Genomic DNA, 13,995 nt, shown 5'->3' with positions numbered 1-13,995 from the left:
CGGCACCCGACCATGCACGTCACGCATCTGTCGCTGGCCGACTTCCGCTCGTACGCCCGGGTCGAGGTCCCGCTCGACCCGGGCGTCACCGCGTTCGTGGGCCCCAACGGGCAGGGCAAGACGAACCTGGTCGAGGCTGTCGGCTATCTCGCGACCCTCGGCAGCCACCGGGTGTCCTCGGACGCGCCCCTGGTTCGGATGGGCGCCGACCGCGCGGTGATCCGGGCGCAGGTGCGGCAGGGCGAGCGACAGCAGCTCGTCGAGCTGGAGCTGAACCCCGGCAAGGCGAACCGGGCGCGCGTCAACAGGTCGTCGCAGGTCAAACCCCGTGACGTGCTCGGCATCGTGCGGACGGTGCTGTTCGCGCCGGAGGACCTCGCACTGGTCAAGGGCGACCCCGGTGAACGGCGGCGCTTCCTCGACGAGCTGATCACGGCACGGGCCCCACGCATGGCGGGCGTGCGCTCCGACTACGAGCGGGTGCTCAAGCAGCGCAACACACTCCTCAAGTCGGCCGCACTGGCCCGTCGGCACGGCGGTCGCACCATGGATCTGTCCACGCTCGACGTGTGGGACCAGCACCTCGCGCGCGTGGGCGCCGAGTTGCTCGCCCGGCGCCTGGACCTGGTCGCCGCGATCCAGCCGCTCGCCGACAAGGCGTACGAGCAGCTCGCACCTGGGGGCGGACCAGTGAGTTTGGAATACAAGCCTTCCTCGCCCGGCCTCGTCGGCCACGCGCGCGAGGAGCTGTACGAGCAGCTGATGGCCGCTCTCGGCGAGAGCCGCAAGCAGGAGATCGAGAGGGGCGTCACCCTCGTAGGGCCCCATCGAGATGATGTGAATCTCAAACTCGGTCAGCTGCCTGCCAAGGGATACGCCTCCCACGGAGAGTCCTGGTCGTACGCCCTGGCCCTGCGGCTCGCCTCGTACGATCTGCTGCGGGCCGAGGGGAACGAGCCGGTGCTGATCCTCGACGACGTCTTCGCCGAGTTGGACGCCCGCCGACGGGAGCGCCTGGCGGAGCTGGTCGCGCCGGGCGAGCAGGTCCTGGTGACCGCCGCGGTCGACGACGACGTACCGGACGTACTGGCAGGGGCGCGGTACTTCGTGTCCGACGGGGCGGTGGAGCGCGTATGAGCGGATCCGAGGGAATCCCGAAGCCTCCCGAGCCCTCCGGTGTGGACCTCGCGCGCGTGGCGCTGCGCGCCGCGAGGGAGGCCGCACGGGCGCGTGGCGAAGCCACCCAGCAGCAGAAGCAGGCCAGGCGCGGCGGCGGGCTGCGCTCCGGCGCCCGTGCCGACGGCCGCGATCCGATGCCCTTGGGCCCCGCGATCAACCGCCTGATCACCGAGCGGGGCTGGGAGACGCCGGCCGCCGTCGGCGGGGTCATGGGCCGCTGGCCGCAGATCGTCGGTGACGACCTGGCCAGGAGGTGCGTACCGGAGCGGTACGACGAGGACGAGCGGGTCCTGCACGTGCGGTGCGACTCGACGGCATGGGCGACGAACGTGCGGCTGCTGGCTCCGCAACTGGTCGCCCGGCTCAACGAGGATCTCGGGCACGGCACCGTCCGGCTGCTGAAGGTCCATGGCCCCGCCGGCTCCTCCGCCCGTCGCTACGGGCCTCTGCGTGCCCCGGGCAGCACCGGGCCCGGCGACACCTACGGGTGACCGTAGTCACATTTCCGGGCGCTTCCGTACCGATGACCGGGGGGTCCTCCGGCGTCTCACGAACGACCGTGTGCGTGGGCGCGCGGGTTCGCGTGCGGTTGCGAACATCGACGTGACCCGGGAGTAGCAAAGGGTTGACACCCGGAAGCGCTGAGTGCCGCTGTGAGCCTCTTGGAGCCCCGCTCCGTATATGGGGAGTCGGGAGAGACCGGTTCAGGGCGGCACATGCGGACTCAGGTACCGGCAAACCCCCATCACTGTCGGCGCTACCGGTAGACTGGAAGCTAATACCGCCCCATTCGTGGGGACCGCTTCGGAAACACTGTTCAACGCTGACAAAGGCTTCCACCGCAACACGCCGCAGCCGCTCCGGCAAACCCGCCGGGAGCCTGGTTTGTGCTGTGCCAGAAAGGGCGCTTCGTGGCCGATTCCGGCAACCCCAACGAGAACATCCCGTCCACCGGCGCCGGCGCCAACGGCGAGGTCACAGCCTCGTACGACGCCAGCGCCATCACCGTCCTCGAAGGGCTGGACGCGGTCCGCAAGCGGCCCGGCATGTACATCGGCTCGACCGGTGAGCGTGGGCTGCATCACCTGGTGCAGGAGGTCGTCGACAACTCCGTCGACGAGGCGCTGGCCGGCCACGCTGACACCATCAATGTCACGATCCTCGCCGACGGCGGCGTCCGGGTCGTCGACAACGGCCGCGGCATCCCGGTGGGCATCGTCCCTTCGGAGGGGAAGCCGGCCGTCGAGGTCGTGCTGACGGTGTTGCACGCGGGCGGCAAGTTCGGCGGCGGCGGCTACGCGGTCTCCGGCGGTCTGCACGGCGTCGGCGTATCCGTCGTGAACGCCCTGTCCAGCAGGGTCACCGTCGAGGTCAGGACCGACGGCTACCGCTGGACCCAGGACTACAAGCTGGGCGTCCCGACGGCACCGCTGGCCCAGCACGAGGCCACCGCCGAGACCGGCACCTCGGTGACCTTCTGGGCCGACGCCGACATCTTCGAGACCACGTACTACTCTTTCGAGACGCTCTCGCGGCGCTTCCAGGAGATGGCGTTCCTCAACAAGGGTTTGACGATCAAACTCACTGACGAGCGCGAGTCCGCAAAGGCCACCGCGGGGGCGGACGAGGCCGGCGAGGACGAGAAGCACGAGGTCAAGACCGTCTCGTACCACTACGAGGGCGGCATCGTCGACTTCGTGAAGCACCTCAACTCCCGTAAGGGAGACGTGGTTCACCCGTCCGTCATCGACTTCGAGGCCGAGGACAGGGACAAGCTCCTGTCCATCGAAGTCGCGATGCAGTGGAACAGCGGTTACAGCGAGGGTGTCTACTCCTTCGCCAACATCATCCACACGCACGAGGGCGGTACGCACGAAGAGGGCTTCCGTGCCGCGCTGACCGGTCTGATCAACCGCTACGCGCGCGACAAGAAGCTGCTGCGCGAAAAGGACGACAACCTCACGGGTGACGACATCCGCGAGGGTCTGACGGCGATCATCTCGATCAAGCTGAGTGAGCCGCAGTTCGAGGGCCAGACCAAGACCAAGCTGGGCAACACGGAGGCGAAGACCTTCGTGCAGAAGGTCGTGCACGAGCACCTGACGGACTGGCTGGACCGCAACCCGGTCGAGGCGGCGGACATCATCCGCAAGTCCATCCAGGCGGCCACCGCGCGCGTGGCGGCCCGCAAGGCCCGTGACCTGACCCGTCGCAAGGGCCTCCTGGAGACGGCGTCCCTGCCGGGCAAGCTGAGCGACTGCCAGTCGAACGATCCCGTCAAGTGCGAGATCTTCATCGTCGAGGGTGACTCCGCCGGCGGCTCGGCCAAGTCCGGCCGCAACCCGCAGTACCAGGCGATCCTCCCGATCCGCGGCAAGATCCTCAACGTCGAGAAGGCGCGGATCGACAAGATCCTGCAGAACCAGGAGATCCAGGCGCTGATCTCCGCCTTCGGCACGGGTGTGCACGAGGACTTCGACATCTCCAAGCTCCGCTATCACAAGATCATCCTGATGGCGGACGCCGACGTCGACGGCCAGCACATCAACACCCTGCTGCTGACCTTCCTGTTCCGCTTCATGCGCCCGCTCGTCGAGGCCGGACACGTGTTCCTGTCGCGTCCCCCGCTCTACAAGATCAAGTGGGGCCGGGACGACTTCGAGTACGCGTACTCGGACCGTGAGCGCGACGCCCTGATCGAGCTCGGCCGGCAGAACGGCAAGCGCGTCAGGGAGGACTCGATCCAGCGCTTCAAGGGTCTCGGCGAGATGAACGCCGAGGAGCTGCGCATCACGACCATGGACCAGGACCACCGCGTCCTCGGCCAGGTCACGCTCGACGACGCCGCCCAGGCGGACGAGCTGTTCTCGGTGCTGATGGGCGAGGACGTCGAGGCCCGGCGCCAGTTCATCCAGCGCAACGCCAAGGACGTCCGCTTCCTCGACATCTGAGTCGGTCTCAGCTGACCGCACCAGGAAGGATCTTCACCAGCAATGGCCGACGAGAACACTCCCGCCACGCCTGAAGAGGGCGGCGAACTCGCGATGCGCATCGAGCCTGTCGGGCTCGAGACGGAGATGCAGCGCTCGTACCTGGACTACGCGATGTCCGTCATCGTGTCCCGCGCGCTGCCCGACGTACGCGACGGTCTCAAGCCCGTCCACCGCCGCGTCCTGTACGCCATGTACGACGGCGGCTACCGGCCCGAGAAGGGCTTCTACAAGTGTGCCCGTGTCGTCGGCGACGTCATGGGCACCTACCACCCGCACGGCGACTCCTCGATCTACGACGCGCTGGTCCGCCTCGCGCAGCCGTGGTCGATGCGGATGCCGCTGGTGGACTCCAACGGCAACTTCGGTTCCCCGGGCAACGACCCGGCCGCCGCCATGCGGTACACCGAGTGCAAGATGATGCCGCTGTCCATGGAGATGGTCCGGGACATCGACGAAGAGACCGTCGACTTCCAGGACAACTATGACGGCCGCAACCAGGAGCCGACGGTTCTGCCGGCCCGCTTCCCGAACCTGCTGATCAACGGTTCGGCGGGCATCGCGGTCGGCATGGCGACCAACATCCCCTCGCACAACCTGCGCGAGGTCGCGTCGGGCGCCCAGTGGTACCTGGAGAACCCGGAGGCCTCGCACGAGGAGCTTCTGGACGCTCTGATGGAGCGCATCAAGGGCCCCGACTTCCCGACCGGCGCTCTGGTCGTCGGACGCAAGGGCATCGAGGAGGCGTACCGCACGGGCCGTGGTTCCATCACGATGCGCGCGGTCGTCGAGGTCGAGGAGATCCAGAACCGCCAGTGCCTGGTGGTCACGGAACTGCCCTACCAGACCAACCCCGACAACCTCGCGCAGAAGATCGCCGACCTTGTGAAGGACGGCAAGATCGGCGGCATCGCGGACGTCCGCGACGAGACGTCGTCCCGTACGGGCCAGCGCCTGGTCATCGTCCTGAAGCGCGACGCGGTCGCCAAGGTCGTGCTGAACAACCTGTACAAGCACACCGACCTGCAGACGAACTTCGGCGCCAACATGCTGGCGCTGGTCGACGGTGTGCCCCGGACGCTCTCCCTGGACGCGTTCATCCGCCACTGGGTGACGCACCAGATCGAGGTCATCGTCCGCCGTACGCGCTTCCGGCTGCGCAAGGCCGAGGAGCGGGCGCACATCCTGCGCGGCCTGCTGAAGGCTCTCGACGCCATCGACGAGGTCATCGCGCTGATCCGGCGCAGCGACACCGTCGACATCGCGCGCACGGGCCTGATGGGCCTCCTGGAGATCGACGAGATCCAGGCCAACGCCATCCTCGAGATGCAGCTGCGGCGCCTGGCCGCCCTGGAGCGCCAGAAGATCATCCAAGAGCACGACGAGCTCCAGGCCAAGATCCGCGAGTACAACGAGATCCTCGCCTCCCCGGTCCGTCAGCGCGGCATCGTCAGCGCGGAACTCGCCGCGATCGTCGAGAAGTTCGGCGACGACCGCAAGACGATGCTGGTGCCCTACGACGGTGACATGTCCATCGAGGACCTGATCGCCGAGGAGGACATCGTCGTCACCGTCTCGCGCGGCGGCTACGTCAAGCGGACCAAGGCGGTCGACTACCGCGCGCAGAAGCGTGGCGGCAAGGGCGTACGCGGTACGAAGCTCAAGGAAGACGACATCGTCGACCACTTCTTCGTGTCCACGACCCACCACTGGCTGCTGTTCTTCACCAACAAGGGCCGCGTCTACCGGGCCAAGGCCTACGAGCTGCCGGACGCCGGACGTGACGCGCGTGGACAGCACGTCGCCAACCTGCTGGCCTTCCAGCCGGACGAGGCGATCGCCGAGATCCTCGCGATCCGCGACTACGAGGCCACGCCCTACCTGGTGCTCGCCACCAAGGGTGGTCTTGTGAAGAAGACGCCTCTGAAGGATTACGATTCGCCCCGTTCCGGCGGCGTCATCGCGATCAACCTCCGTGAGAAGGAGGACGGTTCCGATGACGAACTGATCGGAGCCGAACTCGTATCGGCAGAGGATGACATCCTTCTGATCAGCAAGAAGGCACAGTCGATCCGCTTCACGGCGACGGACGAGGCACTGCGGCCCATGGGCCGTGCCACCTCGGGTGTCAAGGGCATGAGTTTCCGTGAAGGGGACGAGCTGCTCTCGATGAATGTTGTTCGACCCGGTACGTTCGTGTTCACTGCCACAGACGGCGGGTACGCGAAGCGGACCAACGTCGACGAGTACCGCGTCCAGGGTCGCGGCGGCCTCGGCATCAAGGCCGCCAAGATCGTCGAGGACCGCGGTTCGCTCGTCGGCGCGCTGGTGGTCGAGGAGACCGACGAGATCCTCGCCATCACGCTGTCGGGCGGTGTGATTCGTACGCGAGTCAACGAGATCAGGGAAACCGGCCGTGACACCATGGGCGTCCAACTGATCAACCTGGGCAAGCGCGATGCCGTGGTCGGTATCGCGCGAAACGCCGAGGCAGGGCGGGAGGCGGAGGAGGTCGACGGCGACGAAGCCGTCGACGAGACCGCCGAGGGTGCCGCGACGACAGGTACGGACGAGGGTGAGGCGCCCTCGTCCGAGTAGCACGAGGAGTGAGTCAGCGTGAGCGGAGCCACGGGCGCCGGATCGTCCGGTACTTCGGCCGGCACTTCGACCGGGTCGGAGGCGGACGGCGGCGGCCGTGGCTCCGCCGCGCGTGCGATGGACACGCACACGACCCAACTGAAAGCGATCAAGACGAGCGCGACCGATTCGGCCGCGCCCGCGGCCTCGCCCGAGAAGCCTGGATCCCAGGGGGGAACCGTGACGGACACCCGTGGTCCGCAGAGCCAGCAGCCCGCGCCGGGCAGCCCGGCCGCGGTTGCGGGCGGACCCGCCCGCCAGGCTCCGGCGCAGCCCCCCGCCCAGGCTCAGGCCGGTGGCTCGGCGCTGCCCGGTGAGCGGCAGTCGCAGCAGCAGGCCGGTCCGTACCATCCGCCGCAGGCCTACCAGCCGGCGCCGGAGGGTTCGTCCCGCAAGCCGCGTACGGGAGCGCGCACGACGCCTCGTACGCGCAAGGCGCGGCTGCGGGTGGCCAAGGCCGACCCGTGGTCCGTGATGAAGGTCAGTTTCCTGCTCTCCATCGCCCTCGGCATCTGCACGGTCGTCGCGGCCGCGGTGCTGTGGATGGTCATGAACGCGATGGGTGTGTTCTCCTCGGTCGGCGCCACCATCTCCGAGGCCACCGGCTCGAACGAGTCCAACGGATTCGATCTGCAGTCGTTCCTGTCGCTGCCCAACGTGCTGATCTTCACCACGGTCATCGCGGTCATCGACGTCGTCCTCGCGACCGCCCTCGCCACCCTCGGTGCCTTCATCTACAACCTGTCCGCGGGCTTCGTGGGCGGCATCGAGCTGACGCTCGCCGAGGACGAGTGAGCGCGGAGACGACCTAGGGGACTGCCTATGGGGACGGCGCCGAGCGCCGTCCCCGACAGGGCGCCCCACCGCGTCGCGCTCCCCCTCCGGGTATCGATTTTGGGACTCCCCACGTCGTGCGCTAATCTTCAGGAGTCAGCGCGCGGGACACACACCGCAGAGCGCGGCGGGGCTATAGCTCAGTTGGTTAGAGCGCATCCCTGATAAGGATGAGGCCACAGGTTCAAATCCTGTTAGCCCCACCATCGCGAAGACCCCCAGTCGATACCGGCTGGGGGTCTTTGACATCTACGGCTGACATCTATGGCATTGGTCGCTCGCGGGTTACCCCGGAGCTACCCCGCCGGGTCTGTCGGCTTCAGGAAGGCGAGCAGGGAGCCGCAGGTGTACCGGGCGAGTGTGGCTGTGATGCGACACACGCAGGCCCGCTTCATGAGCCGATCGAAGATCCGGGAAAAGCAACTGCGGCGCAGGACCAGCACCAAGACGCAGGCCGCGTAGAGGCGGTGGGTGTGAGCCGCACCGAGGCACGTGATCGCCGAGACGGCGCGGGCTGGCTGCGGGCCGTGGCGGACAAAGCCTTCTGATGTGCGATTGAACTGCTGATAGGGCTAATGCGCGCCCTACTGCTCTCTGTTCAGAGCTACTCGCACTCGAACGCATGGGGCGACAGGTGGCCGTGACGAGCGCGCCGAACTCTGCGACGTCTGTTGGGGCCGACTCGCAAACTCGATGGAGCTGAGCGAGGGTGCCACGGCGCCGCCCCGACCGGAGCCGGGTCCTGACGATGTGACGTTCATCGAGCCACCCACCTGAGCCCTGTGCCGCGCCGACATCCGCATCCGTCCGACGGTCTACGACCGGTGGGTCGGTCTGGCCGTGGCAGAGCTGGTGGCCAAGGCAGTGCCCGAGCGCTTCCGAAGGCGTCTCGTCAAGATCCGGACGCCCCGGTCGCCAGTGGCCGTCGATGTCGTGGCCGTCCGGGTGTGAGGTATTGATCCGCTTCCCGGAGAACAGGTGGTACCGGCTTATCAGATGCTGTGTGCCGGGCAGGACGCGGAGCGGCCGCCTGCCGGCGGGTGCGCTCGATTCTGACATCAGTGGCTGACACCGACGGCACTGACGGGCTCGGACCCGGAGGACTGCCACGACTGCCGCTGCGCCGGTTCTCGTCGTTCACGCGGGGCCGAAGGATGGGAATGAGGGAACCCCCGGCCATCCCGGCCGGGGGTTCCCGTTGTTCTGTGAGGCTGCACTACGGGGCGTCGTACGCAAGATCGCCACGGTGGTCGTGCGGGTTGCTGCCTGGCCTCGATCAGCGCTGGAGGGGTGCGGCGGGCCGTTCGGCTTGCGGAAGCGGGTCTTCCAGGGCGGCGGTGTCCGTGGCTGCCGTGTCCAAAGGCGTGCGGTGGCGGCAGGAGGGTGAGGAGCCGTGAGCCTCGGCGCGGATGCGTTGCTTCATCGTGGGGGGCAGCGCGCGGTCGTGGGGCCGGGCCGGAGGGGACATCGCCTGCGTCGTCGTGGGGGCCGCGCAGTTGCGGGTGGTCTCGGTCTGCGGTGCGGCGGCCGACGCCGTGGTCGTGATCAGTCCGAGCGCCGTGCACAGGGCGAGGACGGCGGTGACGATGGCGGTCCACATCTGCATGACCTTGTTCTGGGCCATGGCCCCTCACTTTCGGGTTGGGCGATTTGCGTACTTTCCTCATGATGTGTATGTGGGCTCCGGAATTGCGGACCGACGCCCGTGGCGCGTGGATCTTCAGATGAACACCACACGGATGGGCGCAAGGGGAGGGGGAGTCCCAGGGAGCCCGCAGGCAGCCGCAGACGGCCGCAGGAAGCTGAGGGAAGGCGCAGTGCAGGGCGTGCGGGGCCGGGGGCCCGCCCGGTCCGTCGCGGTGTGCGAGTTATGGGGGACCTGTGTGATGAGCCTGCGATCGGAACAGTGACATCCGGTTCTACTGCGTTCTTCCCGGCGGGAGTTGAGGGGTCGACTCAGGTCACCGATCGGTATCGGTCGGTGTGTATAGTCGGGCGCCAGAGGTCCTCTACGTCAGGAAAGACGAGGTCGCGCGGTGAAGAAGCTTCTCCTGGTCGCACTGGCCGCCATCGGCGGGCTCCTCGTGTACCGCCAGATCCAGGCGGATCGCGCCGAGCAGGATCTGTGGACGGAGGCGACTGACTCCGTGCCCACGGGTTCGTGAAATCGACATCAGTCTCAGAGCAGACCCCGGCCGCGCTCGCGGTCGGGGTTTTGTGTCACTCAGGCACAAAACGCACGTGATTCAGGACATTCGTGCGCATATCCTCAGCCTTGATTCGCTTTGGCGAAGAATTTGATCGCTGTAGCAAGGTGGCGGTCGGCGTAGAGGCCGTTTTCGGCCGCTCCTCCTCAGGAACGCGGGCGTCGGCGCCCACGGCCCGGCAGGATGGGCGCGTTCAGGGCCCTGACTTCCGGGAAGCTGCTGCGGAATCACGACCGCTGGACGGGGTCTGGTGGATGTGTATCCGGGCATCGGCTGCCTGGCTTCCTCTGGGCTTCTTCCGGGCTCCGCATTCGGAGCCGCGACTTCGGGTCTACGACGAGGGGTGGCGCTTGATGGGGCGGCGCACGGTCTGGTGGCGAACTGCGGCAGCCGTGGGTGCGGCCCTGTGTGCCACGACAGCGTCGATCGAGCCCGCCGCGGCGGCCGACGCGCCCACTCCGTACTCCTACGCCGAGGACGCGAGGGCGGTCGAGGGCGCCACGAGCAGCACAGGAGCCGTGCGGCTGGCGGCCGGCAAGACATACCGGAGCTCCATCGGTCCGGGCGGCAAGCTCTACTACCGTCTCGATCTCGGCGCCGCCGCCAACGCGTACGTCTCGGCCACGGCCGTACCCGGTGCCGGAGCGGCGGTCGCCTCCGCGGACGGCGTCCGGGTGTCCCTGCAGGACGCCGACGCACATCGTTGCTCGTACGAGACCGCCCGCTTCGGCCCGACCAGCAGTGCGCACCCCGTCACCGCCTGGGCCTCACGTGAGATCGGCAGCGACGAGTACATGTGTCAGGAGGCCGGGGCGTACTACGTCGTCGTCGAACGGGTCGGTTCGGGCGCGGGAACCGGTACAGGGACCAGTACGGGCTCGGCTTCCGGCTCGGTGTCGGGCACCCCCTCGGAGGGCTCGTCGGAGGAGTGGGGGCTGGAGCTCGGCTTCGTGTCGGAGCCCGCTGTGACGAAGGGCGGTTCGACGAGTGCCCCCGAGAGCTGGAACTCCGCACCGCCTGCAAATCTGTCCGGCGACCCCGAGCTTCGCCGCGGCGGAAGCGGCTTCGCCACGGCGAGCCCTGTGGCGCAGGGCGTCTGGCAGGACCAGGCCGGGATCAGAGCCGGGGAGACCCTCTTCTACAAGGTGCCCGTCGGCTGGGGGCAGCAGATCCATGCCACCGCAGAACTGGGCAGCACGACTGACGGCGACGGGTATGTGGGGAACGCGTTCGTCATGTCGCTCTACAACCCCGTACGCGGCTTCGTGGACGACAGGACCGCCAACTACGGCGGTGAACAGCGGTCCACCGCTCTGGACCCGCTCCCGCCCGTCGCGTACGAGAACCGTTTCTCCCTCGACGGCGAAGTGAGCGGGATGCGGTTCGCCGGCTGGTACTACCTGGCGCTGCACCTCGGGACATCGGTAGCCGACCGGTACGGCGAGGAGCCTCTCGGGTTGACCCTGCGGGTGCGGCTGGAGGGCACGGCCGGGGACGGGCCGGGATATCTGGGCGCCTCCGAGCCACGCGGGGTCTTCGAGGTCACCGAGGAGGACCAGGAGGCCGCGGAGAGCGGGACCACGGGGGACACGCTGGACGGAGCGGGGGACAGCGGCGGTGGAGGCGACGCGGAGACTTCCGGCGGCGAGGAGGGTTCCGGGAACTCCTCCGGCACCGGGGATCGGCGTCTCGCCATGACGGTCGTCGCGGCGGGCGGCATCGGCACGGGGAGCCTGCTGGTGTTCGGGCTCGTGGTGTGGACACTCGTCGCGAGGAGGCGGGCATCCGCGGGCGCGGACGTGGAGCGGCCGAAGGCGGGCACAACTCCGCGGGGGCGGCATGGGGCGTCCCGGGGACGGTAGGACGATCAGCCGCTGTTGGGGCTGGGATCGGTGGGGACAGCGGGGGCGGAGTCGGCCGAGGGGCGTGAGTCGACATCATCCAGTAGCGGCCGATATCTGCCGGTGTCGTCGGAGCAGGATCAGAGCTGGCCCAGCGCCCAGAACCCCACGGCGAAACAGACCAGTGCGAGCAGCAGGACGGGAAGGACCACCTTGACGGGCGGGCCCGGACGGCGCCGGGGAAGTGCCCTCGACGGACGTGGAACCTGCGGGGGCCGAGCGGTGTATGAACCAGTAGAGGCGTAAGCGTGCTGCTGCACCGCTGCGGTCGGGGCCTGAGAGAAGCCCAGCGGCGTGGGCGACTGGGGGGAGGGCACATGCGCGGGTTCGGGGTGTTGCGCTGGGACAGCTTGGACAGGCGTCGCGGTAGGGGGAGTGACCTGCTGCTCGGGGTGGTGCTCGGGATAGCCAGGTTCGGGGGTGAGCTGCTGCTCCGCCTGTCGCGATGGTGCGTGGGTGGCGAGCACCTGGGGGGGCGGCAGATGAAAGCTGCCCGTGTCCGACATCGTGGACGGCTGCGGGGGTACGGGGTCGCGTTCGGGCCGCGGGGGTACGGCGGTGGGGGGCGACTCGGGCGATATGTGACCGGCATGCGGCGAAAACGCCGGAGATGCCGAGGGCGAGAGGGTGGAATCGTGAGACCACTGCCCGGTGCCGGTGCCGGTGCCGGTGCCGGTGCCGGTGTCGGTGGAGCCGGTCTGGGGCGGGGTGGTGGTGGGCATGGGCGGTGGCGATATGGAGCCCGTGGGTGGGGGCTGAGGCACGGAGCCTGCGGACGGTGCGGGTAGCGAGGTGCCTGGGCCGGGACGGGGTGGAAGGCCCTGAGGCGGTGGGCTGTATGCCGGCGGATTGTGCGGTGGTGGCGGTGTCGTCTCCGCACCGGACGGTGAGACGCCCCCCATGACCGGCCCGGAGGACGTAGGCGAAGACGAAGGCGCAGGCAGGGAAGCCGGTGAAGCAGCGGGTGGGAAGGAGACGGGAGCCGAGGGAACGCCGGGAACCGAAGGAGTTGAAGGGGCATGCCAGCCAGGCGCGTTGGAAGGAGCGTCCGTGCCCGGGCTGGGAGTCGGCGAGGATGTGCCGCCGGTACCCGTGCCTGTTCCGGTCTTGTCCAGCCCCGATGCGCGCTGCAAGGGGCCCGTGGGGGCGAACCCCTCGGGGAGCGGGCCGAGTTGGTCGAATACCTCCACCAACTCGTCGTCGGGGCCGGGCTCGGGCAGCAGCTCCGTGGCTGCGCCAAGAGCTTTGCGGGCGCCTGTGGCGGTGCGGAAGCGGGAGTTGGGGTCGGGTTGGAGCAGCGTGGCGATGACCTGCCACAGCGGTTCGGGGATGCCGCGGGGGGCGTTCGGTGTGCCGTGGGCGGCGAAGTGCTCGATGAGGGCCTTGGCGTCAGGTTTCGCGCCCTCCAGCAGGTACAGGGCGACGAGGCCCACCGCGAAGAGGTCGGCCGGGAAGTCCGGGTCGGCTCCGAGCATCTGCTCAGGAGCGAAGTAACCCGGCGTTCCCACCACGTAGTTGGTCTCTGTCAGGCGGGGCTCGCCCAGACGCATGGCGATGCCGAAGTCGGACAGGCGCAGGCGGGGCCGGGCCGTGCCGGTGGCCTCCAACAATACGTTGGCGGGCTTGATGTCGCGGTGGATGACGCCCTCGGCGTGCACGGCGGCGAGGCCGGACAGCAGTTGGTCGAGCAGCCCGCAGACGTAGGCGGGTGGAAGGGGACCGTAGTCATTGATGAGATTGACCAGGGAGCCTCCGGCCACCAGGTCCATGGTGAACAGGACCTTGTCGTCGTCGGCGGCCCAGCTGGCGGGCGCGAGTACATGGGGATGGTCGATCCGTACGGCCTGCTCGCGGACGAAGCGCAGCAGGGCGTGCGCGTCACGCTGTTGCAGAACCTTGGCGGCCACATAGCGGCGGCGGCGGTGGTCCCAGGTGCGCCAGACCGCGCCGACTCCCCCGCGCCCGATCGGGTCGACCAGTTCGTACCGGCCGGCGAAGACCTCACCCATGGCTGTGCGTCGTTCCCCCTTCGACTCCCCCTTTGGCTGCCCGTCGGCGGAGGACACGGCGCTCGCACCGCGCTCCGCGGAGCCGGCTCGCACGTGCCCGGCTTCCCCCGGGGCCTGCTTCTCGCCTCTGTTCCTCCTGTACGTCTGTTCCGATGCGCTTGCCGACTCTTCCGGAGCCTACGTCTACGTCTCCGTGGCTCTCGAGGGGCCTACAGACCCCTCGTCCACATCTTCGGCC

Annotated in this window: 9 protein-coding genes and 1 tRNA gene; 8 read left to right on the top strand and 2 right to left on the bottom strand. The window is 68.5% G+C overall.

The genetic code is table 11. The annotated features are described in order from the left end of the window. The first annotated feature begins 12 nt into the window (after nucleotides 1-12). The 6 genes from recF (at nucleotide 13) to OG622_RS24855 (ending at nucleotide 7,846) form a co-directional block, all read left to right on the top strand. Nucleotides 13-1,137, top strand: coding sequence for a DNA replication/repair protein RecF (recF, locus tag OG622_RS24880; protein WP_371578844.1), 1,125 nt, complete (start codon nucleotides 13-15; stop codon nucleotides 1,135-1,137). Beyond that, nucleotides 1,134-1,670: a DUF721 domain-containing protein gene (locus OG622_RS24875; protein ID WP_371578843.1), complete on the top strand. Its 537-nt coding sequence runs from the start codon at nucleotides 1,134-1,136 to the stop codon at nucleotides 1,668-1,670. Before recF ends, OG622_RS24875 begins: the two co-directional genes overlap by 4 nt. A gap of 396 nt (nucleotides 1,671-2,066) precedes the next feature. Then, the gene (gyrB, locus tag OG622_RS24870) at nucleotides 2,067-4,130 is read left to right on the top strand and encodes a DNA topoisomerase (ATP-hydrolyzing) subunit B (RefSeq protein WP_371578842.1); all 2,064 of its coding nucleotides are present in this window, start codon (nucleotides 2,067-2,069) and stop codon (nucleotides 4,128-4,130) included. A gap of 42 nt (nucleotides 4,131-4,172) precedes the next feature. Next, the gene (gene gyrA, locus OG622_RS24865) at nucleotides 4,173-6,767 is read left to right on the top strand and encodes a DNA gyrase subunit A (protein WP_371578841.1); all 2,595 of its coding nucleotides are present in this window, start codon (nucleotides 4,173-4,175) and stop codon (nucleotides 6,765-6,767) included. A gap of 18 nt (nucleotides 6,768-6,785) precedes the next feature. Then, complete coding sequence (locus tag OG622_RS24860) at nucleotides 6,786-7,601, top strand: DUF3566 domain-containing protein (protein WP_371578840.1); 816 nt, start codon at nucleotides 6,786-6,788, stop codon at nucleotides 7,599-7,601. A 168-nt stretch (nucleotides 7,602-7,769) separates the two neighbouring features. Beyond that, nucleotides 7,770-7,846: transfer RNA gene (locus OG622_RS24855), tRNA-Ile, on the top strand. Nucleotides 7,847-8,916: 1,070 nt separating this feature from the next. Here the strand turns inward: OG622_RS24855 and OG622_RS24850 are convergent. Continuing rightward, nucleotides 8,917-9,264, bottom strand: coding sequence for a DUF6344 domain-containing protein (locus OG622_RS24850; RefSeq protein ID WP_371578839.1), 348 nt, complete (start codon nucleotides 9,262-9,264; stop codon nucleotides 8,917-8,919). 412 nt (nucleotides 9,265-9,676) lie between these two features. Here OG622_RS24850 and OG622_RS24845 point away from each other — a divergent pair, with 412 nt between their 5' ends. Next, nucleotides 9,677-9,805 (top strand): DLW-39 family protein, encoded by a 129-nt coding sequence (locus OG622_RS24845; protein WP_003999697.1) that lies wholly within the window; start codon nucleotides 9,677-9,679, stop codon nucleotides 9,803-9,805. A 395-nt stretch (nucleotides 9,806-10,200) separates the two neighbouring features. Then, nucleotides 10,201-11,709 carry a hypothetical protein gene (locus tag OG622_RS24840; RefSeq protein ID WP_371578838.1) on the top strand — a complete coding sequence of 503 codons (1,509 nt, stop codon included), beginning with the start codon at nucleotides 10,201-10,203 and terminating at the stop codon, nucleotides 11,707-11,709. 119 nt (nucleotides 11,710-11,828) lie between these two features. Here OG622_RS24840 and OG622_RS24835 read toward each other — a convergent pair whose 3' ends face one another. Then, complete coding sequence (locus OG622_RS24835) at nucleotides 11,829-13,757, bottom strand: protein kinase (protein ID WP_371578837.1); 1,929 nt, start codon at nucleotides 13,755-13,757, stop codon at nucleotides 11,829-11,831. Between the last annotated feature and the right edge of the window lie 238 nt (nucleotides 13,758-13,995).

It is taken from the genome of Streptomyces sp. NBC_01314 (assembly GCF_041435215.1).
Classification (GTDB): Bacteria; Actinomycetota; Actinomycetes; order Streptomycetales; family Streptomycetaceae; genus Streptomyces.
The sequence above is the reverse complement of the archived record's forward strand: the minus strand, read 5'-3'. Positions and strand labels throughout refer to the sequence as shown.

Excerpts from the sequence above, each read along its gene's own strand:
- recF (WP_371578844.1), top strand. The coding sequence starts at position 13 with ATGCACGTCACGCATCTGTCGCTGGCCGACTTCCGCTCGTACGCCCGG.
- OG622_RS24875 (WP_371578843.1), top strand. The coding sequence starts at position 1,134 with ATGAGCGGATCCGAGGGAATCCCGAAGCCTCCCGAGCCCTCCGGTGTG.
- gyrA (WP_371578841.1), top strand. The coding sequence starts at position 4,173 with ATGGCCGACGAGAACACTCCCGCCACGCCTGAAGAGGGCGGCGAACTC.
- OG622_RS24850 (WP_371578839.1), bottom strand. The coding sequence starts at position 9,264 with ATGGCCCAGAACAAGGTCATGCAGATGTGGACCGCCATCGTCACCGCC.
- OG622_RS24840 (WP_371578838.1), top strand. The coding sequence starts at position 10,201 with ATGGGGCGGCGCACGGTCTGGTGGCGAACTGCGGCAGCCGTGGGTGCG.
- OG622_RS24835 (WP_371578837.1), bottom strand. The coding sequence starts at position 13,757 with ATGGGTGAGGTCTTCGCCGGCCGGTACGAACTGGTCGACCCGATCGGG.